The following is a 20392-nucleotide window of genomic DNA, read 5'->3' as shown; positions in this document are numbered from 1 at the left end:
GCTCATAGCGGCTCATAGCGGCTCATAGCGGCTCATAGAATTTTTAGCCGAGCTTATAGACCGACCAGCGTCGTTCACCTTGCTGTATCAGTGTGCCCTTGTCTTTCATGCGCTTGAGCAGTTTTGCCGCTTGATCAGGCGAGAGCCGACAAAGATCCATTACTTCAGCGCGCTGAATCTGCCCATGTTGCTGCACGTAGTTCAACACCATCTGCTCATGTTGAATGGGTGTGAAGCCTGCCTGGCGGGTATAACCGGCCTTGTCGCCCACGGCCTGGTACAAACTGGCTGACAGAGTGTAGCTGCGCCCTCGAGTAGAACCGTGGGCCTCGACCAAGCCGGCTTCGGTCAGGGCTTCCAGGGTGCGTTTGGCACTGGCGGTGTCGCGCTGGATCTGTACGGCCAGTTCGTCGGCCGTGACGCGCTTGGTCTCACGCAGGGCGGCCAAGGCGATCAGGCTGTCGATTGGCAGCTCGGCGTTGGTGGCGCGCTCTTGCTCGACTACTAGGCGGCGGAAGTCAAGGTCGGCCTCTGCGGTGGGTAGGCGCAGCACCACGCTCTGGGCAGTGGTGTAACTGTAGTCCGGGGCCGGCCGGCCGAACTTGAGCATGCCGCGAAAAATCTTGTCCACGCCTCGGCCGGAGCGTTCGACCACGCCGACGCGCTTCATGGCGTCGGCCAGGGCCGGGTTGCGCGGGCGCGGTTCGGTCACCAGCAGGTTGGCCAGGGTCACGCCATCGACCAAGCCACCGGGGTTGCTGACCACTAGTGCATCGTCCTCCAGGCGCACATGCACCGCGCCTCTGCCATGGTAATCGCGATGCACCAAGGCATTGGCTACGGCTTCACGGAAGGCGCCGAGGTCAACCTTGGGCACTGGCACGCGGAACAGGCCGACCTGCAGTTCTTCCTCGGGGTTGTAGGGACGGAAGTTGGTTTCCAACCAGTCCAGTGCCTTGAGCAATGGGAAGCGGCGAAATTCGTTGAAGCGCACTGCTTGCTGGGCCAGAACCTGGAAAGCGAACTCATGGGTGGGCACCAGTTGGCGCACGGAGGTTTCCCGGCCGATCAATAGCAGGCCGGTAAGAGTCGGCACACGCGTACCGTCCGGCTGGCGCGCTGTGAGCAGCAGTGCGCCGTCTAGGGCTTCGTCGTCCAGTTCCAACAGCACGCGGTCGCCGCCGTATTGCTGCACGGCCTGGCGCAGGCGTTCTCGCTCCAACGGGTCGAGGTCCCCCAGGGTGGCGTCCGCCACCGGCTGGGCGGAGACATCGAGCAGGCCGAAGCTGCTTGCGCGGCTGCTGCGCTCATGGGGCAGCATGGCTACGCATTCGGGGGTGCCATCGTGCTTCAAGCGACGGCGCAGGTAGACGCCGCTGGTGGTAGCCACCTCTCCCTGGGTTTTGGGTACACAGATACGCGCCACGGTCACGCCATCCAGGTCGAGTGCCTCGGCCCGTAAGTTCAGCGACGGCGAGGTGCGCGCTGCGACCATGCCGGCCAAGCCCTCCAGCAGGCGATGCTCGGCATGCAGGCCGGTAGGTGTACCGTCATCCTCGACGCCCAGCCATAGCTCGCCGCCCTCGGCATTGGCCAGGCAGACCAGCGCCTCAATTAGCTCGCGGTCGGAGAGCTTGCTGCGGTCGCTCTTGAACTCGACGGTAAGGGATTCCCGGGGCGGTAGGCGCTGGGGCATATCAGGCTTCCGTTAGTGCAGCAGTGTGTTGCATGGATTCCAGCAGCGGGGTGACACGCACGCGGCCGGCTAGCAGGTCGTCCATAAGACCGGATTTCTCCTGAAGCAGCTTTTTCACAGCGATCTGCTCCGCTTCCAGCCTTACCTGTAAGGCATCATATCGCGCAGTGATGGAGTCTTGCTCACTCCTGCTTGGCATGGCTATCAGGAGGGGACGCAGGTCTTGGAGATTGATGTTTTTCTGTGCGCTCTGAGGTGCACGAGCATTCAGGGCTCTCTTAGCCCGACGAATCGACAGTTCAACGAAGCGGATGTTGTGCTCTGGAGCAACCACCGCCCCTACAATGCTGTCCGGAAAAAACATCGGGCGCGCTAGAACGGCGGTATCGGCGATGTTGGCTGCGATCGTAATGGCGATAGTGCCAATTGGAAACTCTTGGCTCACGGAAATGCCCCGCTCACTTAGCGTCTGGGAGTAACTAGATATGTAACCTCCCTGAGCTAGCGCGACGTCTCCAGTTTGGATAAATGGATATTCTCCTCCAAAGAAAGCAGGGTCATTCCTCGGCCTGTGCGTGAATTTTCCGCGCGAGACATCTGCTAAATCTCCGAGCTCTTGCAGTTCCCATTCCCTAGGAATCAACCCCAACGGCGACTCTTTGTAGACTTGCGGCTCGTCACTCTGTGGGGGGCGCAGTTGGCCATTGGCGTCGATGCCACGGGTCAGCAGGTCGTGTAACAGGCCCTGCTTGACGGCCTTGAGTTTGTTGATCAGGGACTCCGTTTCGCGGATGGCGGTGTCGAGGGTGTCGAGGATTTTGGCGATGGACGCCTGCTGTTCAACGCTTGGGACTGGTATCTCAATTTCCCGAATGTCACGCAAAACCAGGCGACGGAGAGCGCTACCGGACATGAAGTTTTCAAACTGCCGCACACAAATCTGGCTTTGCAAGGCATGGCCAAGGTAAGCCGAGTCGATTTCCTCGGTCGGCACAATGATGCAGATAGACGAGAGCGCCCCAATTTCCTCATCCTGCTTATAGACCACGACACGCCCGACGGTACCATCCTTTGAAAGCAATACGTTTCCATTGCGGATAGTGCATCCAGTAGCGTTGAGCTCGCGGTAAGCCGCAGTAGAGATTCGAGTGCAGGAACTGAAATCGATGAACCCCGATTTCATGTCCTTAACGTTGGCTATGAGGTAACCATGCTCCTGTGGGGTAGGGCTGAAATGAGAGCCGTCGGTAATGCGGCTGGCTAGCTCACGTAAAGGAACAGATGGGAACTGGCTTGGCGTTGGCTGCTCAGACATATCCCAACCCCTTCAGGAATCCCTGCAACGCAACTGCCGCCGCATCGCGCTTGCGCTCAATGTCATTTAGCGTCACTCGGTATTTGTTCCACCAATTCTCATAGGCGGCGACGATCTGCTTGCGTTGCGCGGCGATATAGCGCTCAACGATGGCCTGCATATCGTTGTGCAGGATGGTCAGCAGCAGCGTGGCGGCTTGCTGCTCGTCCAGCCCGTCGACGGACTGATTCAGGTGGCTGGCGAAGTTTTCCTGCCAGTTTTTGAGCTGTTTCTTCACCATGGTCAACTCGGCCTTCCAGGCCTTGAGCTGGGCTTCGTCGACGGTGTTTTCCTCGTTATCGGTATCCGTAGCGCTGTCGGCTTCGTCAGCCTCTTCCCCCTTGGTTGGGAATGCGGCCTCGAGCTGACTATCCAGTTCGGCCTTTTTCGCTTCCAGCTCGGCCAACTCGGCAACGAAATCACCGAGCAGGAATTTCACCAGCTTGTGCTCCAACGGGCTTTGCTTGCTGGCCTTGTCTTCCAGAGCGGTGATGATGCTGATGCGCCAAGCGTCGATTACGCCCCGGCAACCGCGGGCCATCAAGCCAAGGAAGTCATATTTGCTCTGGTACCAAAAGCCCGCGACGATGCCCCTGACTTGGAAAGGGTCGAGCAGGCCTATGCCTTCCAGCGTCTGGCTAAAACTGGCCAGTAGCTCGCCGCGCAATTCGACCAGGGCAGCGCTGTTATCCAGCTTCCCAGCCAAGGTGGTGATCCGCGGGCTGTGTACGTGCCACCAGGTTTCGAAGGCATCACGCAGGGCGGCTTCCTTCGCCTGTAGGCCGGGGTTGCTTTCGATGGCTGGCTTGAGGTCGGCGCGGCAGGTCAGCTCGCCGCGAAAGTCGAAATACTGCGCATCGCGTGCGATGAATAGGTCATGAGGGTCGAGGCCGTGGGCGGCGAACAGCGGCGTTTTCGCTTCGACTTCGGTCTTGGGCACACCACCCAGCAGGTGAGCACGCACATCATGTGGCTCGGGTGGTGGTGCGTTATCCACGTAACGGCGGATATTCAGGTTGTAGTCGTTGTCGCGCAATGTGGCGATATCCACCACGTCGCTAAGGCCGTCGATCCGGCGAAATTCGTCGAAGGCAGTGGTGATTTTCTCAATGTGCTCGGGTAGTAGGTAGTTCTGCGCACGGCCCTCGAAGTACTCGCGGTCGGCGTTGATAAACAGCACCTTGCCCTGGCGCTCGGCAGGCTTGGCGCTGACACGGTTGGCGCCTTCCTGCTTTTGTTGGCGCAGGATCAGGATGCAGGCGGGAATACCGGTGCCATAGAACAGGTTGGCCGGCAGGCCGATCACAGCTTCGAGCAGATCGTTTTCGATAATGCCAGCGCGGATTCCGCGTTCCTCACCGCCCCGGAACAGCACGCCGTGGGGCAGTACGGTAGCGATCATGCCCTCATCGCGGGTCACGGCGAGCATGTGTTGCAGGAACATCAGGTCGGCCTTTTTCGATCCCAGCGGCACCTCGCCTAAGCAGAAGCGTTGCTCGCGGAATGTCGGGTTCCAAGCCAGGCTGCCATCCGCGCTTTTCTCGGTGTGGCCCCAGTTGATGGAGAAAGGCGGGTTGGTGAGGATTCGGTCGAAGCGGCGCAGTTCGCCGCCCTCGATATGCCGAGGGTCGGCTAGGGTGTCTTCGTTCTCTAGCCAGGCGTTGCTGATGCCGTGCAGCAGCATATTCATCTGCGCGATGGACCAGACGGTACCGTTGAATTCCTGGCCGAACAGGTTGGCCTTGCGACCGTCCTCGCCGTGCTCGTCGATATATTCCTTGGCAGCAATCAACATGCCGCCCGAGCCGCAGCAGGGGTCGTACACATCGTGTGCCAGAGTCGGCTTGAGCAAGTGCACCATTAGCCGCACTACCGAGCGTGGGGTATAGAACTCGCCACCTTTCTTGCCGGCTGAGTCAGCGAATTCTGCGATCAGGTACTCGTAGGCTGCACCGAGCAGGTCGGGGAATTCGAAATCGCTGTTACGCAGGCGCACTTCACCGAAGTGGGTGATGAGTTGGCGCAGCTTCTGATCGGGAATCTTGCTCTGGCCGACCTTGCGAGTGAAGTCGATATGCTCCAGCACCCCTTCCAGGGAGACATTATTTTCCTCAATGCCGCCCAGCGCCTTGTTAAGCAAGTTGCCGACATTGATGTGCGCTTCGTTAAGCAAATAGTGAAAGCGTGAGTGGCTGGGCACCCAGAAATTGCCATCGCGCTTGTACCAGCGCGGATTTTCCGCCGTGACAAAGGCCTCGGCCTTGCTCTTGCCGGTGTTTATTTCATCGGCAACGACCTGCTCATAGCGCTCTTCGAAAACGTCGGAGCAGCGCTTGAGGAACAGCATGCCAAAAATGTATTCCTTGAACTCCGAGGCGTCCATCTTGCCGCGAAGAATATCAGCAGCCTTGAACAGATGGCGTTCCAGTTGTTGCAGCGTGAGGGGCATTGCGGAATCTCTTGTGAGCACCCAGGGAGCGGATGCCGGTCCCCATGGTATTAAATGCCGGGGATTGTATCTCAATCCGAGCTCGGCACTGAGCAGTCTCGGTTACACGGGCCAGGTTGGGCGTCTAGCGCTAGCTGTACTGACTTTTTCATGTCGGTGATTCGCGCTGATGCTCATTGCAGCGCGTTGAGCATTGAGCTGTTCCGCAAAAATGACCCACTTGCTGTATCTCTCAGTCGCGTACGGCTTGCAGGGCTACTTGCTCCACCGCGCTTTTACAATCACCTGAGCAAACCACTGTCAGCAAGTTGCGACACACGGCAGGGGCGATTACCAAGGCTCGGTCCTTCCCATAATCGCTTCCAGACCAATGAAGCCGTAAGTAGGTAATAATACCGGGTGGCGTCTGAATGGTCTTTCAGGTACCGGGTGATAAACCAGCGCACATGCTTAAGCTGCCAAGTCCATGGATTATTACGCTGCCAGCGCTCTTGAATGGCCGCTTGCATGACTTGAGCTTGCCGTAGGTGACGTTGCTGCGTGACCTTTGAACCAGTCATTACGCCGCTCAGGAACAGCTCCATATTGAAGAGTTTGGTTACGCTCGACCTCCAAATGCAGGCCGAAATGACATTGATCGGGTTATGCCCAACTCAAAAGCTTCTCTGGCAGCCAATAGCCTTGAAACCCGCCCGCGTAATTACTGAATTCAAGGCACAAAAAAAGACGTCCATGGACGTCTTTTTTCGTTGAGGTGGTGGGCCGGGGTAATCTGAACTCGTCTACTAACATATTGATTTTTATTATTAAATTTACTTTTTGATTTTCGTTGGAATACCAATTGGAATACCCCACGAGCATATGCATGGTCTGGCACGTCGCTTTTACGGCCTTGCTTCTCATTTATGATTTGGGGTGATCTTCCTGCCGCTTTCAGAACACAGGTTACGCTTGATAAGAAAATGAAGGTGGTGAATGGTAGAAACCGGCCATTGAGCTTGCAAGGTGTCTAGAGAATCCGGGGCGATTCAGTACTGGGTCCCCAGTCCAGTAGATCGGCCGTCATTTGCCAGCGTTCCAATCGATTGAAAACTGATTAATCAAATGGCTTTGTAGCTTTGGCTAAGCTACGCAGTTACACATTGGTGAGAGGGCTAGGATTGCATCATGTCGAGGTATAAATTCTCCAGTACAGAACGATGGGCGATTTTTCTTGTACATGGCATGAAGTGCTATCTGTGCAAAGTTCCGATCGACCTCAGCACGATGGTGGTCGACCATGTGCTGCCCGAGTACCTGCTCGATAGCCCCTCAGCTTGCAGCGCCGCTAAAGCGAAACTTGGCCTTCCCGCTTCGTTCGACCTGAATTCTTTTGAAAATTGGCTGCCGGCCTGCAGCGTGTGCAATGGAACAAAGTCATCGGTTCAGTTCGAGCCTTCTCCCCTGATTCAGGTACTCCTACAAAAACTTGCCGCTAAGGCGGACGAGGCTCATAGGGTTAGCGCTGAGGTCGTTCGCGCTCGTCAAGTAGCCAACGCGCTCAATGTGTTGTAGCGAGCGCATGAGAGCGGCGTTAAGCTGGAGGGGGAAGCCCGTGAGCGATTGTCAGTTCTGTTGCAATTTGCTTCAGCGCGAGAGTTTGTTGGCAGCGGGCAGCCACTTCGTTTGACTCCTTCTTTTCAATTCGTGACCACGACGGTGAAGGATGCGCTGGATTGGGGGGCCACACACTGGTCTCTGCCTCCTCGTGAAGGGGGTGAGCCCTCATTGGTTGTCCTGTTTCGGGCGGAGCGAGGCGAGTGCGTTGATTGCGGTCTGATCCAACGGGTGTTTCAGCCAATCAACCAGGAAGGGGGTGGTGATGCGATCTGCGCCGTATGCCTATCGCGCCTCGACTGGATGGACCCTGTAGCCTTGGGAGATTTGCCAACGCACTACCGGGAAATATGAAGCATCTTGATATCCGTTTTTATGCGCTCCGATCAGTACAGCCAGGACGCCGCGATCATCACTTGAAACCGGGCAGAGGAGCTGCGGGTGTCAGGTCGATAGTGCTGCGCGTTCATTGTTGCGGCAGTTTTGTGAAAATAGGCCAGCGGTGGTGGACTCAGGAAAACTACGTCGGCGGGTTGGTTGTGACGATATAAACCCGCGGCTCTCCCGGCTCTCCATGATCAGGCACTTCAGACCATCCCCGTCTTCTATGGCAGCGAGGATGATGTCCGTTCGGCGTCCTTTTCCATGTACCGACCAACTAAGCCCATAGCCTGCTGAGGATGGTACTTGTCCCATCCTCAGCGCTCGATCGTTTTCCGGTACTCAGACTGCAGTAATTCTCTCGCAGCGGCCTGATCACTTTCTCCCGACGGGCGCCCACCTTGGTTTCGTCTGCATCCCAAAGCTGGGTGAAACTGACTGGCAGTCTTTCCGAGCCTTCAACGCTTTCTGCCTCGGGCTTCGCTCCTCCCTCGCAAATAGTGTCAAGTCGATGCCTCCAACTTACAGGTGATAGTGGCAAATTGATCTTTGCTTGGGATCCAATGTTAATATCGGCTTCCGGGCGATGACGCATCTTTTGCATACGTTTGGCTTTGACGTATTTTTTTCTTACGTATATGGTTTGATTTTCTTACGGGTAGTGCGTGATGGATATCAAGACGCAAATCGAGACATTGCTGAGTAACTTTTGGGACAAACGAGCGCAGGACATCATCGATGATCCTTTGTCGACCGATGAACTGGGTGCTCCTCTGGACTCCATCTCTGCTGTCGACGCTTTTGTCGGGATCGACAAGCTGGTCCAGCGTAAGCTGCCCGTCGAGCTGATCATTCGCCACGGGGGATACAACTCCAAGGTCCAGTTCATCACTGAAATTACCGATAAGGTTCTCCGCCATCTCAAGGAGCAGCCGAAATGAGTGATGTTATGTCGTCGGGAGGCAATGACTTCGGTAATCGCCTGCGGCAAGCCCGTGAATATGTAGGGCTTTCGCAAGAAGAAGTTGCGACGGCGCTAGGACTGTCTCGTCCGTCGATCACCAATATCGAACTGGGCGCCAGAAAGGTTGAGGCGGCGGAGCTTGGTAAGCTGGCCAAGCTGTACCGGCGGACACTTGACTACCTGTTGACAGGTGTCGAGCCAGCCCCGAACGGGCCGGAGCAACTGGCATTCCTGGCGCGGGCGGTGAAGGGCTTGTCCGAGAAAGATCTGGAAGAAGTGGCACGCTTTGCTGAATTTCTGAAGCAATCGTTGCGTAACCGCGGGGAGTAAGTCATGGGTGCACGCGACATCGCGGTGGCGACAGCCAAGGTGGCTGCCGAGGTCTTTGCATCCTCTCGCGCCATGGAGCGCATCGAGCAGGACGGCTACACGCGCATCGATCCTTTTCGTATCGCTGCAGGCGAAGGCGTTTCGGTGTTGTTACGGCCCATGGATAAGCTGCTCGGAGCCTTCCTGCGTGAGGAACGGCCGGGGATTCTGGTGAACTCGGCTCGCTCTGCCGGCCTTATTCACATGACCTGCGCCCATGAATTAGGCCACTACTTCATGGGACATCAGAGTGCGATGGACGAAACCATAGACTACGGTGGCAATGCCGTAGTGATGGAGCAGGAGGCTGAAACCTTCGGCTACCACCTGCTGGTTCCGAAGCCTTTGCTGAGCATCATCTGCAAGCGAAAAGGATGGAGCAGGACATCGCTGACCAATCCTCATGTGCTCTATCAGATGTCTCTTCGCTTGGGCGTCAGCTACTCCGCCGCGGCTTGGTCTTTGGTTCGGCACAATGTTCTGACGTATGACGTTGTTCAGGGGTTGTTAAAAATTCCGCCTGCCTCGATCAAGCAATCTTTGCTTCAGGGGTGTTTGCCGGACGCCACGAAGGATGTTTGGCTATTCGACGAAACCGATCAATCCTCGGTGCTGGAGCCGCGTCCGGAAGATCACTTGGTGGTGCGCCTGAAAAGCCACGCGTCCGCTGGCTATCTGTGGCAGGCAGATTCTGCGGAGCAAGTGGTCGAGCAAGGGTTCACGCTGGCTCCATTATCAGTTGCGCTACCTGTGGGGCCGCAGAGGGTGGTATTTGGAGCCGATTCCACGCTGGATTACTTGCTGTCAGCGAAGGAGGTGGATACCGAAGAATCTCATGCAGTAACGCTTTCCGAAGTGCGACCATGGATGGGCAAGCAGGCCGGCGACGCTTCATTCTATTCCAAGACGCATTTCGAGCCGATCGCAGAAGGGCTGAGCCGTGAATCGAAGGCCGCTTTGATTCGAGAGGTCGCTGGCTCGTGATCACCATCGAGTGTCTGGTTGACAACTCTCCGGTCAGGGCAAGAAATCAGGGTAATCGTCCGACCTGCGTGGCTTTCGCGGTGACCGACTTGAATCGCCGCTTTGCTGATGATGACTTGGGACCTGAATATTTCTACCGTGCGACGATCCGGAGGATTCCCGGTTGGCAGCCCGGTGATGGTGTTCAGGTCGCTGCTGCGGCTGAAGCGTCGCGGGCTGGTCATGCCCGGGAGACCGACTTTCCTTATCAGGTCGATGAGCCCGTTGTTCCTCTAGAGGCCTTACCTGACACCCTGGACTTGTTTGGTCACCCCATCCGCTTCTTCAACGTCGATGTAGACGAACTCATCATTCGCATGCGGATGGGAGTGCCTATTGGTCTAGCTCTGCGGCTCACCTATGAGTTCTATTTGCCTGTCAATGGAGTAATCACGTTCAGCAATTCGCTACTTCCCGGAGCGATGCAGCATGCAGTGGTGGCTGTCGGTTTAGGGCATGACGCCCAGGGCGAGACCTGGTTTTTGACCCGCAACAGTTGGGGGGCGGCGTGGGGGCAGAACGGACATGCTTGGATCCCGGTTGCATATATTGCTGCGCATGCTACATGCGCATTTGGAGTGGAACATGGCAGTCCTGATTCAGCGTGACCGAGTGGTATCCGCGTGGCAGGCCGCTGCCCGCCATCTGGTGACATGCCCAGATTACGTGGCTCGAAACTTGGTGTTAGAGATCACTTCGCCTGGGGTCCTGGAGGCGCAGGACAGAGATGTCATTGGCGCAGTCGATAACGCACTTCGCCAGCGCTGGTCGGGTCTCAGCGTGCAGACGGTAGCGGGCACTATTTTTCCGAACGAGATGTACCGCCGAGAAGGGCGCCCGGCGTTCTATGAGTCTTATCTGAACGCAATGGCTCGCGGGATGAAGGGCGGGACATGGGGCACCTACGCCTATCGAATGATGTGTAGAGTCAGTCGTGACGGCAAGACAGCCTTCAATCCACTGGAGGTTATCGTCCGCAAACTTCAGGCCTCCAAGACCGGACGCAGCTTCCAAGCGGTCTACGAGCTGGGTGTGGTGGATGTCGAATACGACATCCATGACGACGGATTCGGATTTGAGTTGCCGTTGTATGATCCTGCTGCCGATCGAAACAAACCGATGAATATGCCGTGCCTAAGCCATCTCAGTTTCAAGGTGACCGGCGACAAGCTGGATCTGACAGCGGTGTATCGGTCTCATTGGTACGGTCAGAGAGCTTTGGGTAATCTGATCGGGCTGAGCAACCTGCATAAGTTTGTCAGCGATGAGTCCGAATTCGAGAGAGGAGTTCTGACCTGCATCGCAACGCATGCCTATCTGGATGTGGAATCGCTGGGTGGTGCGAAGGCCGCTAAGCAGATGCTTGCCGCATTCCCTGACTAGAACAGCGAACCCTGTCGCTTCGAGCTAAACGTTTCCACTGGGATGTTGTATAGGGCGCTCATTCCGTTGCGGAAGTCCTTGATACCGCCGTAGCTAGGGTGACGAATGGCAATAACTTCGACATCGAAACGGCTTGCGTAGTTAAAGGCATCTCCGCCAATGGCCACCACCCGGCGCACACCTAGCCACTTGATCAGTGTTTCGTTGAGCAGGTCTACCTTCTGCAGTTCGCGCGCGGTGAACTTGCGATTGGTGAATGGGTTGCCTGGCTCGTGCGGATGAAACGGGAAAACGTTCCATAGCAGCGGCGGAAGGGCGAGCGCTCTGAGTACTGACCAGATTTCGGAGGCGGTGCGCTCGACCACTGCAGGGCCGACCGTTGCCTGCTTGAAGCTAGAGCCCGGGTAGCGCTGCATCATTTCCGGCAGGTGAAATTCATCGGTGAGCGCAAGTCCAGTCCGCCGCCCGCCGCGATAGCCCAGATCTCGTCCCATCCATATGGTGTCGACACCGATATCGGTCGCGGCCTTCAGATAGCCTCGCAGATTGCGCCGGCGGGCAGCGACAGCATCGCTGCGGTCATGGACGGGGCACTTGTCAGCGTAGGGATTGAACACATTGTCCAATTGCAGTTCAGACAGGGCATTCACAAAGGCGGTAGGGTTCATGGCTGCTCTTTTTTTTCCAAAGGTTCAAAGTGCATGGTGTGCTCTTGCACATTGATATGTACGGTTCCGCCTCTGTGCTCCTGCAATTCGCGGAAAACCTGAAATCCGGTCAGGATCGCTTTTTCCCACTGCCACAGCTTGCACGCCTCGACCTCGTAGCCTTCAACCATGCTTTCAATCTGTTTTAGCACGCTGTAATCCAGCGCGCCTGGGTTGGCATCGATATAAAACTTGCGGCTCTTAGCATGGTTGAATATCCAGGTCGCGATGCCTTCCTCGATGATCATCGCACGGGCACCGTCTTCGTTCTCGTCTTTCTTAGGGTCAGACTTGCGCTTGCGTTTGAGCAGCGCTCGCAATACTGGCGACCAGCCTAAGAACGCAACGTAGGCAAGATGGAAAACGTCGTGGAAGCGGTAGTCGTCCGGCTCGTTGCTGTTATCTGTGAGCCGATCCCCAATGAATACCCCCTTCAGGCTCTGAACCACATAGCCGTTCTCCCGGGTGCCTCGCTCGTTGAACTCCATGGCCAATTCGGTGGGGAATTGTTCATGATCAGGGCACTTGAGATCAAACGCTGGGGGATAAACGGCTTCGTCATCCGGCCATCGGCTGAGGATTTTGTCGATGTTGCTCCGGGCCACGTCCTCAAATCTAAGATCGAAACTGGCACAGGCTATGGCCAGCTCTGCCAAATGAATGCCGAGATTCAGGCTGCGGGCTGCGGGAGCCAAGGCGCGCATAGAGTTAAACGAAACCTCGGCTAGCACGCCTGCCCGGTTCGCCAATCTGGCGAGCTGAGTGGAGCGGTCGACATTGTCCGGGCTTCTGCGCATTTCCATGAGGCTGTCGATATGCCGGAAAGTCACGGGCAGGATAGGAGGCTTCTCGCTTTCCCCAAACTCCGAACGCAGATAGGCGATGCAGCTTGCACCTATTTCATCCGGGCCAACATCGACGGATGCCGCGATGTTGATCAGATACCACAGTGCATCTCCCAGCTCCTCTGCAGCCAAGTCGTTGACGGAAGCTGCTAGACGGTCACGACCAACCTTTTTGACTGCGGAGAGTAGTCCTCCCACTTCACCGAAGTAGCCGAACTTCAGCTTCTGGTAACCGCCTTCATCCGTTTGAAACTGGTTGGTACCGCCAGCTTTCAGTCGGTATTGAGGGATCGACAGCGAGGGTAGTTGCGGTGTTGGTACCGGCATGGAAGCTCCCTTTCCATTGTCAGATGCCAGAGTGAGCATCTCGATGAGCTTGGATCATCTCGGATCGCATCTGCCTTGCGCAACTGACAATTTTCTCTCTATCAGCACTGTACGCCCCCATTGCTAGTGCCCGCGTCCTGACAGACTTGGTTACATCATAGTGTGGATAGAACGTCTTGGACTGGAACCAGCTGCGTCTCAAGCCGAGCTTATCGGCGAAGGCATGCAATTCTTCCAAAGAATCGGCGACCAGATGGCTCCATTCACGGCCACGCCACTTGATTCCCTCTGCATCAACATAGACCGCCATGGTCCTCGCCTTGAACAGAAAAATGTGCAAATATTTTGCACACATTTGGCAAAAAAACTCAATCGAAATGAATGCATCAGACCTCGGTAGAAGCATAAAGGCAGTACGTAGGCAGAGGGGTTTTACTTTGAAGTACCTGCAAAAAAACACGGGGGTTCACTACACGCAGATCTCCAAGATGGAGCGGGGCGGTTGCAAATTGCTGAGTAAAAACTTGCTAACTATTTGCAATTTTTTGCACATTTCACATGCGCCGGATAGTCAGCTCGTCCCCTCCGAAAGCGTGGTCGACACGGTGCAGGCGATCATTCGCTCATGGCCGCAAAGTGAGGGGTTAATTCGTCATTTTCTGGAAGGGATTGAAATGGCGCTTGAGGGTGGATGCCGTACTGACGGGCATGGCCAGCGTCTTCCCTAGTTTTCACTGGGATACAACGCTGGCGTGATCCTTCGAATGCTACCGGTTAGATTATCCCCAGGAAGCTGGTCGGCCTCTGCGGCCCCGATCGGTGATCTCCTTGAACCAGGCATCGATTTCGGCCCTGAAGTCTTTCGAAAACCCGTTCCGGTAGTTTCTCGAATGTGGGTAGAGATCGTCTCCTTCGAAGTCTCGTAGGTGTTCAGGAATCTCTACTGCGCTCGCCCCCCAGTAAATAAATTCTTCACCGATCAGAACGTTGTCCGAGCCGGTATCCCTGTTCAGGTTGTCCCGGTTCAATGCTCCTCCAGCGAAGCTGTGATGTGAGTCTTCTTGAATCCAGCCATCGCCGTCCCGACGGTAGATGTTATCTCCATAGGCCATGCTTTTGCTCGCACGCAGATTGGGTCGCTTTGTTTTGAACGCTTCGTGCTCCCAGTATTCTTGAAAGGACATTTTCTGGGACACTCGCATCGCGAAGATCATCCTGCCTTCTAGTTTCAGCGCTTTGCTGCCACAGCCAATGATGATGTCTCCTCTCTGGGCTCCCTCCCTGATTTGTGGTTTGCAGGTGCCCAGAGTACAGATGCCATGAAACGGGTTTGGTGCAAAGCCGTAATCCCTCACGAGCTTGTAGGAGAATACTTTCGGTAGATCACTCATTGGCACTCGACCCGATCGATGTCGCGTTCTTCTCGTGGACTGCCGTCTGCGCGCTCCCAGACCGGTTCTCCTCCGATGACCTCATGCAGTCGCGGACTGTCGATCGTAAGTACGGAGTAGGCGTGTTCATCGAATACCTGAGGTAGTGACTCGACGTCTTCGGCGATGGCCACGATACGTGTGCCGCGTGTTGCAGCATGTTCCGCGGCACCTTCCAGGCACTCATAGCCTTCCTCCGGGATCAGGAAAATGCTGATCACGGCGTTGTCAATGCAGCTCTGGATCTCATAGGAGGCAGGCAGATCCGCCTGAGCAGCTTCAACTTCAGGTTGCTCGGCTCCGGTCATGCAGACCTCGAAACCTCTTTCGTTCAATTGTTGTGACACGGTCTGGGCTTTATGTTCGAGCCCTGTCGTGAAGACGATGCACGCCTTATCGCTCATGAGTGAAACTCCTCAACCGGGTGTGTGGGTAGTTGGACGGATTGAAGGGAACCGCTGTAGCCAGCGTTCCAAGACGCAATAGTCGGACGGCGGCTATTCATCGTCGTCATTGCCTTCGCGAAAGCTGATCGTGTGATTCTCGAAGTCCGCCATCACGTAGCCTTTTCGCTTATTAACGAGCTGTCGGAAGATGCTGAAGCCGTCCATGATCGCCTTCTCCCATTGCCACAGTGCGCACCAGGCAACCTCGTACCCCCTGACGAAATCCTGAATGGACTTCAGCAGGTCATAGTCGACGTGATCGACGGTCTCGAACAGCTCGCACTCAAGCCCGCGGCCAAAGATAAACGTCGCAACCCCTTCCTCGATGAGGATGGCCCGGGCGCCGTCTTGGTTTTCGTCAATTTCAGGAACGCATTTGCGCTTCAGATGGAGGAGTGCGCGGAGCACCGGGGACCACCCCAGATGAACTGCAAACGCCAGGTGGAAGACATCGTGGAAGCGGTAGTCATCACGCTCCATTTTGTTGTCGGTTAGGCGATCGCCAATGATGATCTTGTTGCACTTCTGAATGACGTACTGCTTCTCGCCTGCAGTCTCTTCGGCAATGTAGAACTCCAGCCGTGGAGGGAATCGTTCATTCTTGGGCATCTCGGCATCAAAGCGCGACGGGTAGGTCGTCTCTGCCGGCCAACGACTGAAAGTCTTTTTGAGGTTTCCAAGCGCCGCGGCGCCCATGTCCACATCGGCTGAGTTCGCCGCGGCGACCAGTGCCCGGAATATCTCTACCATGTGAGCAGAAAGCTGGTCGCGGTTGCGCTTGAACGTGCCGATTTTGTAGTCATTGAGCAGATCGCCCACACAGCCGGCGAGCGCAAGGACCTGTGTGCTGAACGACTCTTCCGAAACCGTTTTGCCATCTCGGCTCTGCAGGTCGGCAAAACCCAGGTTGGGATCCTCAGGCATCACGCTCTCCCAGTCCTCTAGACCGCGAAACGCCTGTTGAGCGATCGTAGGCAGGTCGAGCTGGGCTCGCGTGGCCAGCGTTGAGAAATACCAGAGTGTGTCGCCAAGCTCCTCGAGGATGGTTGCGCTGTAGCGCTTAAAGGCTGCCCTATCTCGCTGCAGTTTCTTGAAGGCGCTCAACAGGCTGCCGACCTCACCGAAAAGCCCGAGAATCGTGAGCTCCAATCCGGCATCTGGCAGCTTGTCGGTCGTGTGCGCAATGCGCTGGTATGTGCTGATGCTAATCCGGTCATCACGTATCTCTGATGGCAGGATTACGAATTGTTCAGGCGTCTTTGACGGGTCGAAAATTTCTTTCGATGAAGGTGAAGTCTGCGCGTCCATGCGGCCTCCGGCTGAACTGAGATATCAGGCTCGACTGTCAGCGCCGTGAAGTCGATTTGATATCATCATGATGGATCCAATGTGAGTTGTTCAAGTCCTGAGCTGGTGATTCGGACGGAGAGTCGTGCTGCTGACATACTCAGTTACAAAGACGTCGTTCACTCTCTTGCTTCAAGAGCGGATATCGCTTTATGGCTATTCGCTGGTGTCGGAGAGCATGCCCTCCGACCACTGAAGCTTGGCTGATTACGACTGGCGGTGCATCTGGATCTTGAAAGGCTTGCCAAACGGATCCGTTGCCTGAAGTACGACGATATCAGAGGAGACGAACTCTAGGCTGTATTCATCGGACATACCGCTAGGGTAGGCGTCGCTCAGTTCGGGGGTAGGTTTACCAGATAGCTTTTCTACCAGCTGTGGGCTGATGTCTATTCCCGCTACCTCGATGGATTTGGTAGTCGAGTGTATATTTTGCAATGTAATCGACATCCGCTCGCTGTCAGCAGTCCAGTTGCCGGCACCTATAACGTTGTAGCTAAATTTATAGCCTTGCTCCTTGATCTTGCCCTCTAGCGTGATGACGCCAGAAACGTTGTATTTCCCCTCATGAAATAGGTTGGTGCGACCTTTGAAGTGCAGGGTGCCATCGGTTATCGGATAGGAGTAATCGCTGTCCCATCGACCGACGACATCCGGGTTGAAGTTGGTGAGCGGATGGAAGATAAAATATAGGGCGGCGATGCCCGCCGCGCTACTGAAGAAGGATGTGACGGAAGCCACGATTTTCATGACCGGTGACAGCTTTTTGAAACGCTCAATAACACGCATGAACAGAGTCCTTTTAAACATCGAAAGCGATCTAAGGGTATATAAGGCTCAGTTGCTGAAGCCTTATTATTAGCGTGTCGGCAACGCTGTAAAATGCTGTAGACCAAAACGCTAATAGTTTTGTCTGTGGTAATGGTTTACAACTAAAAAATATCTAAGAGCCAGCACGAAAACCCGAAGGTTTCGCTGTTCTAAGGGCCAGTGCCGTCGCAGCGGTTATCAACTAGTTAGGTCAGCTTACCCAAAGAGCGAAACGAGGGCAGGGACGTGCTCTACTGCGCGTCCGATCAGGCACAGTTCCCGGGTGCTCGGCTGGGCAACTTGTGCAGGGTTGACGTGCACGACGCAGGCACCGGCGCGATGCGCAATGATGGGAATCTTGGCGGCCGGGAGGACCACGCCCGACGAGTGGAACATTGCATTCTTTCGCGGCTAGAACTGCGCTCTTCCAAGCTGCGGTCGGCAGATCTTCACCGAACCACACGACGCCTGGGCGAAGTTTTCCGTTACAGCGGGGGCAGCGTGGCGGCTCGATCCCAAGGCCCTCACTGGCGACCGGCTTTTCGAAGGGGAGATAGCCGGGGTTCAATGGCAGGCGAAGCACTTTGGCTGCCCAAGGCTTCCATGCAGATGGATGATATTTGTTGAGCCGGCGCGCTCATGAAGATCGTCGATGTTCTGGGTAACGACAGTCACATCTCTGTATCTGGCCAACTGCGCGATGGCGAGATGTGCCGCATTCGGCGCAACTGCTCCGACTTGGGCCCGTCGCCACACGTACCAGCCCCAAATCAGCGCTGCGTCCTCGCGAAACGCGTTGGCGGTCTCCAGCTTTTCCGGATTATGACGCGCCCAGATGCCCGTCAACGGCTCGCGAAAGGTCGGTATGCCGCTTTCGGCCGAAATGCCAGCGCCGGTGAACACCACGATTCGCTTCGCGTTACCGATCAGTGTGGCGACTGCTTTGATCGTGCTGGCCATTTCCCCTCCACCAATGACAGCGCTCGGCTGAGCCGATAACAGGAAGGCGTCGGAGGTTGTTCAATAAACGCCATATTCGATGCGATCCAGGTATTCATAGACCAGCTTATAGCCGTGGTTATCCATGATAACGCTGCAGGGTGGTCGTTAATTCAGGCCCCGGGCGGGTTTGATGAACCATTCTGCGACCAGATCTGAGCTGCCGAATACGTTTGTCGCCTTGATCAGAATCAGGTCTCGCCGTTCCAGATAAGCCTGATACTGCCTGCTGAGACATTCGGCGGTTGGAGAGAGGTTCGGACCGATTGACCAAAGGCCAGGCTGGAGTGGCGAACCGAGCTTTGCTTACTCGGCGAGCCATCATTAGGCCACTCTTGTGTAGAATGAGCGGAAATAACCTTTCGTGCATGTCGTTGATGTGCTCGGGACCGACAACCTTCCATGATGGAATGTGAGATGCAGCAAGCAAATTTTCAGGTTGACTCCCGACTGGCAACGTTGCTCAGCCAAGATTACTCAACGACAGAAAAAGCTCTTAAAGAATTAGTTGATAACGCATGGGATGCAGATGCAGAAGAGGTGGTAATAGAACTACCTGAGCCATTGACCGATGGCCCTATTGTTGTGCGCGACGATGGCAACGGGATGACTCGCCAGGAGCTTGAGTCTCATTATCTGAAAATTGCATCTGATCGACGGATGCGGACTGATGGACGTACATCAAAAAAAAGGCGTCCGATCAAAGGTAAGAAAGGGATCGGGAAATTTGCTGGTCTGATGTCCGCTTCGGTGATGTGTCTCACCACAATGGCCCGAGGCCAAAAGATTTCGTTCACGCTCGGTATTCAGGACCTTGAGTCGGCCTCTGACATCGAAAACTTGACGCTACCGTTAGACGTGAGCGAATGCGGCTCCGAAGATCATGGAACCTGCGTAACACTTACGCATCTTCGCCAAGGGCTACGTTACCCAAGTGCTGATCGACTACGCCAAGAACTGATCATGGAGTACGGTCGTCAGAAGGACTTCAAAATTATCATCAATGGTAAACCGCTGGGCATTGACGATCTTGAAGGCGAATTCACTGAGGTGCAAGGTACGTTTCCTGATGCGGGGGATGCAACTCTTCGTTTTGCCATTAGCAAAAAGAAAAGTGGTCTGAGACGCCCCGGCATTACTTTGATGGTGGAAGGAAAGGCAGTCGGTAAGCCTAGTTATTTTGGCTTGGAGAACAGTGATGAGATTCCTGCTCGTCTGCTGAGAAAGCTGTATGGCGAGGTCGAAGCTGACGGGCTGATGGACTATGTAACTGCCGGTTGGAACTCCGTAATCGAAAACAGCGAGGCTTACCTACAGATCGTCACCTTCGTGCAGGCAAATTTGGTTGAGGCTTTCCGCTCTACACACGGTATGGAAATGCGGATGGCGCATGCTCGCTTGCAAAAAGCGGTCGCCGGCCGATTGGAAAAACTGCCCCAGCACAAGCGCGAGTTTGCAGATCGAGCAATAAAGAAGGTATTGAAAAAGTATTACGACGAACCTGCCCACAAGGTACAGGCTCTCGCATTTGTCGTTCTTGAGGCCGTAGAACGTACCGAATACCGCTCTATCATCGAGCATCTCGCTGAAGCAAATCGCGGCGATATCGTTAACCTTGCTGATGCGCTGGAGAGCTTTGGCCTTGCCGACATGGCCGTTCTGGTCGACCAAGCTAAAGCCAGACTGCAGTTCTTGGATGACTTGGAGCGCCTAGTCCGAAATGAAGGCTGCCTTGAGTCAACGGTACACAAAGCTATAGAAGTAAATCTTTGGATTTTGGGTGCTGCATTCACGATCTTTAGTTCCAATATCACTTTGAAACGGCAGATTGAGGAGCTGCTGAAACAGAAGTACTCCGGAGCGCAAGGCACGACCCGTCCAGACTTGCTGTTGAATGAAAGCCTGCTGGGGGAGTTCTTACTGATCGAGTTTAAGCGTCCCTCGCATCCTTTGAGCTTTGCGGATTACCAGCAAGCAACTCGGTATCGGCATGAGCTTACCGGGTATAGCGCTAAGCCAATAAAAGTTCTAGTAATAGGAGGGCGGATTGATGGCTTCCCGACCCGAGAGCTTGAACCTGGAGTCAGCTGCCTATTGTTTACAGACATTATTTCCACAGCACGCCGACAAATTGAATGGCAGCTTCAACGTGCCCCGGGTTTTCCTGGCTCGTTGTTGGTATAGACCGTCTCTAGGGGGGGCAGATTCCTGACTCGAGCCTTCGGAATTCAGCGACTCCGGGACTACTCGCCATTATGGCTTGTGT

General features: G+C 55.4%; 19 protein-coding genes and 1 pseudogene. 8 read left to right on the top strand and 12 right to left on the bottom strand.

Annotation, left to right across the window (positions count from 1 at the left end; translation table 11 throughout):
* Positions 1-43: 43 nt before the first annotated feature.
* From C4J90_RS22685 to C4J90_RS27245, 4 genes are all read right to left on the bottom strand, one after another.
* Positions 44-1696, bottom strand: coding sequence for an ATP-binding protein (locus tag C4J90_RS22685; protein WP_124420865.1), 1653 nt, complete (start codon positions 1694-1696; stop codon positions 44-46).
* A gap of 1 nt (position 1697) precedes the next feature.
* The gene (locus C4J90_RS22680) at positions 1698-3011 is read right to left on the bottom strand and encodes a restriction endonuclease subunit S (RefSeq protein WP_124420864.1); all 1314 of its coding nucleotides are present in this window, start codon (positions 3009-3011) and stop codon (positions 1698-1700) included.
* Positions 3004-5499, bottom strand: coding sequence for a class I SAM-dependent DNA methyltransferase (locus tag C4J90_RS22675; protein ID WP_124420863.1), 2496 nt, complete (start codon positions 5497-5499; stop codon positions 3004-3006). Before C4J90_RS22675 ends, C4J90_RS22680 begins: the two co-directional genes overlap by 8 nt.
* A gap of 281 nt (positions 5500-5780) precedes the next feature.
* Positions 5781-6083, bottom strand: coding sequence for a hypothetical protein (locus tag C4J90_RS27245; protein ID WP_256658888.1), 303 nt, complete (start codon positions 6081-6083; stop codon positions 5781-5783).
* Positions 6084-6666: 583 nt separating this feature from the next.
* Here C4J90_RS27245 and C4J90_RS22665 point away from each other — a divergent pair.
* The 6 genes from C4J90_RS22665 to C4J90_RS22640 all read left to right on the top strand — a co-directional run bounded on the left by C4J90_RS22665 (position 6667) and on the right by C4J90_RS22640 (position 11215).
* Positions 6667-7053, top strand: coding sequence for an HNH endonuclease signature motif containing protein (locus tag C4J90_RS22665; protein ID WP_124420862.1), 387 nt, complete (start codon positions 6667-6669; stop codon positions 7051-7053).
* A 1091-nt stretch (positions 7054-8144) separates the two neighbouring features.
* On the top strand, positions 8145-8417 hold the full coding sequence (locus C4J90_RS22660; RefSeq protein WP_124420861.1) for a hypothetical protein: 273 nt from the start codon (positions 8145-8147) through the stop codon (positions 8415-8417).
* The gene (locus C4J90_RS22655; RefSeq protein WP_116665803.1) at positions 8414-8770 is read left to right on the top strand and encodes a helix-turn-helix domain-containing protein; all 357 of its coding nucleotides are present in this window, start codon (positions 8414-8416) and stop codon (positions 8768-8770) included. Before C4J90_RS22660 ends, C4J90_RS22655 begins: the two co-directional genes overlap by 4 nt.
* Before the next feature lie 3 nt (positions 8771-8773).
* Positions 8774-9793: an ImmA/IrrE family metallo-endopeptidase gene (locus tag C4J90_RS22650; protein WP_124420860.1), complete on the top strand. Its 1020-nt coding sequence runs from the start codon at positions 8774-8776 to the stop codon at positions 9791-9793.
* Positions 9790-10440, top strand: coding sequence for a C1 family peptidase (locus tag C4J90_RS22645; protein ID WP_124420859.1), 651 nt, complete (start codon positions 9790-9792; stop codon positions 10438-10440). Before C4J90_RS22650 ends, C4J90_RS22645 begins: the two co-directional genes overlap by 4 nt.
* On the top strand, positions 10418-11215 hold the full coding sequence (locus tag C4J90_RS22640; protein WP_124420858.1) for a hypothetical protein: 798 nt from the start codon (positions 10418-10420) through the stop codon (positions 11213-11215). The genes C4J90_RS22645 and C4J90_RS22640 overlap by 23 nt, the downstream gene beginning before the upstream one ends.
* On the opposite strand, the gene C4J90_RS22635 is transcribed toward C4J90_RS22640, so the two are convergent.
* The 3 genes from C4J90_RS22635 to C4J90_RS22625 are packed head-to-tail and all read right to left on the bottom strand — an operon-like array spanning position 11212 to position 13404.
* Positions 11212-11883 carry a uracil-DNA glycosylase gene (locus tag C4J90_RS22635; RefSeq protein WP_124420857.1) on the bottom strand — a complete coding sequence of 224 codons (672 nt, stop codon included), beginning with the start codon at positions 11881-11883 and terminating at the stop codon, positions 11212-11214. The two genes, C4J90_RS22640 and C4J90_RS22635, sit on opposite strands and share 4 nt — an antisense overlap.
* The gene (locus C4J90_RS22630; protein ID WP_124420856.1) at positions 11880-13094 is read right to left on the bottom strand and encodes a nucleoside triphosphate pyrophosphohydrolase family protein; all 1215 of its coding nucleotides are present in this window, start codon (positions 13092-13094) and stop codon (positions 11880-11882) included. The genes C4J90_RS22635 and C4J90_RS22630 overlap by 4 nt, the downstream gene beginning before the upstream one ends.
* Before the next feature lie 19 nt (positions 13095-13113).
* Positions 13114-13404, bottom strand: coding sequence for a DUF4031 domain-containing protein (locus C4J90_RS22625; RefSeq protein ID WP_124420855.1), 291 nt, complete (start codon positions 13402-13404; stop codon positions 13114-13116).
* Here C4J90_RS22625 and C4J90_RS22620 point away from each other — a divergent pair.
* Positions 13403-13822, top strand: coding sequence for a helix-turn-helix domain-containing protein (locus C4J90_RS22620; protein ID WP_124420854.1), 420 nt, complete (start codon positions 13403-13405; stop codon positions 13820-13822). The genes C4J90_RS22625 and C4J90_RS22620 overlap by 2 nt on opposite strands.
* A gap of 51 nt (positions 13823-13873) precedes the next feature.
* Here C4J90_RS22620 and C4J90_RS22615 read toward each other — a convergent pair whose 3' ends face one another.
* The 5 genes and pseudogenes from C4J90_RS22615 to C4J90_RS22595 all read right to left on the bottom strand — a co-directional run bounded on the left by C4J90_RS22615 (position 13874) and on the right by C4J90_RS22595 (position 18087).
* Positions 13874-14485, bottom strand: a complete 612-nt coding sequence (locus tag C4J90_RS22615) for a hypothetical protein (protein WP_124420853.1) — start codon at positions 14483-14485, stop codon at positions 13874-13876.
* Entirely contained in the window at positions 14482-14928 is a 447-nt protein-coding gene (locus C4J90_RS22610; protein WP_124420852.1) for a hypothetical protein, read from the bottom strand. Before C4J90_RS22610 ends, C4J90_RS22615 begins: the two co-directional genes overlap by 4 nt.
* Positions 14929-15021: 93 nt before the next feature.
* On the bottom strand, positions 15022-16278 hold the full coding sequence (locus C4J90_RS22605) for a nucleoside triphosphate pyrophosphohydrolase family protein (protein WP_124420851.1): 1257 nt from the start codon (positions 16276-16278) through the stop codon (positions 15022-15024).
* 246 nt (positions 16279-16524) lie between these two features.
* A complete protein-coding gene (locus tag C4J90_RS22600) occupies positions 16525-17106 on the bottom strand; it encodes a hypothetical protein (protein WP_124420850.1) in 582 nt (193 codons plus the stop codon).
* A 237-nt stretch (positions 17107-17343) separates the two neighbouring features.
* Positions 17344-18087: pseudogene (locus C4J90_RS22595) on the bottom strand (NAD-dependent deacetylase).
* A 456-nt stretch (positions 18088-18543) separates the two neighbouring features.
* On the opposite strand from C4J90_RS22595, the gene C4J90_RS22590 reads away from it, so the two are divergent.
* A complete protein-coding gene (locus C4J90_RS22590; RefSeq protein ID WP_124420849.1) occupies positions 18544-20310 on the top strand; it encodes an ATP-binding protein in 1767 nt (588 codons plus the stop codon).
* Positions 20311-20392: the final 82 nt, after the last annotated feature.

The organism is Pseudomonas sp. R2-60-08W, from assembly GCF_003852335.1.
In the GTDB taxonomy this organism is placed as follows: domain Bacteria; phylum Pseudomonadota; class Gammaproteobacteria; order Pseudomonadales; family Pseudomonadaceae; genus Aquipseudomonas.
Note: the sequence above shows the minus strand (reverse complement) of the source record. Positions and strands in the feature narration are given on the sequence as shown.

Bases quoted from the DNA above. Each gene is read 5' to 3' on its own strand.
- C4J90_RS22685 (WP_124420865.1), bottom strand. From the start codon at position 1,696: ATGCCCCAGCGCCTACCGCCCCGGGAATCCCTTACCGTCGAGTTCAAG.
- C4J90_RS22680 (WP_124420864.1), bottom strand. From the start codon at position 3,011: ATGTCTGAGCAGCCAACGCCAAGCCAGTTCCCATCTGTTCCTTTACGT.
- C4J90_RS22675 (WP_124420863.1), bottom strand. From the start codon at position 5,499: ATGCCCCTCACGCTGCAACAACTGGAACGCCATCTGTTCAAGGCTGCT.
- C4J90_RS27245 (WP_256658888.1), bottom strand. From the start codon at position 6,083: ATGGAGCTGTTCCTGAGCGGCGTAATGACTGGTTCAAAGGTCACGCAG.
- C4J90_RS22665 (WP_124420862.1), top strand. From the start codon at position 6,667: ATGTCGAGGTATAAATTCTCCAGTACAGAACGATGGGCGATTTTTCTT.
- C4J90_RS22660 (WP_124420861.1), top strand. From the start codon at position 8,145: ATGGATATCAAGACGCAAATCGAGACATTGCTGAGTAACTTTTGGGAC.
- C4J90_RS22655 (WP_116665803.1), top strand. From the start codon at position 8,414: ATGAGTGATGTTATGTCGTCGGGAGGCAATGACTTCGGTAATCGCCTG.
- C4J90_RS22650 (WP_124420860.1), top strand. From the start codon at position 8,774: ATGGGTGCACGCGACATCGCGGTGGCGACAGCCAAGGTGGCTGCCGAG.
- C4J90_RS22640 (WP_124420858.1), top strand. From the start codon at position 10,418: ATGGCAGTCCTGATTCAGCGTGACCGAGTGGTATCCGCGTGGCAGGCC.
- C4J90_RS22635 (WP_124420857.1), bottom strand. From the start codon at position 11,883: ATGAACCCTACCGCCTTTGTGAATGCCCTGTCTGAACTGCAATTGGAC.
- C4J90_RS22630 (WP_124420856.1), bottom strand. From the start codon at position 13,094: ATGCCGGTACCAACACCGCAACTACCCTCGCTGTCGATCCCTCAATAC.
- C4J90_RS22620 (WP_124420854.1), top strand. From the start codon at position 13,403: ATGGTCCTCGCCTTGAACAGAAAAATGTGCAAATATTTTGCACACATT.
- C4J90_RS22625 (WP_124420855.1), bottom strand. From the start codon at position 13,404: ATGGCGGTCTATGTTGATGCAGAGGGAATCAAGTGGCGTGGCCGTGAA.
- C4J90_RS22615 (WP_124420853.1), bottom strand. From the start codon at position 14,485: ATGAGTGATCTACCGAAAGTATTCTCCTACAAGCTCGTGAGGGATTAC.
- C4J90_RS22610 (WP_124420852.1), bottom strand. From the start codon at position 14,928: ATGAGCGATAAGGCGTGCATCGTCTTCACGACAGGGCTCGAACATAAA.
- C4J90_RS22605 (WP_124420851.1), bottom strand. From the start codon at position 16,278: ATGGACGCGCAGACTTCACCTTCATCGAAAGAAATTTTCGACCCGTCA.
- C4J90_RS22600 (WP_124420850.1), bottom strand. From the start codon at position 17,106: ATGCGTGTTATTGAGCGTTTCAAAAAGCTGTCACCGGTCATGAAAATC.
- C4J90_RS22590 (WP_124420849.1), top strand. From the start codon at position 18,544: ATGCAGCAAGCAAATTTTCAGGTTGACTCCCGACTGGCAACGTTGCTC.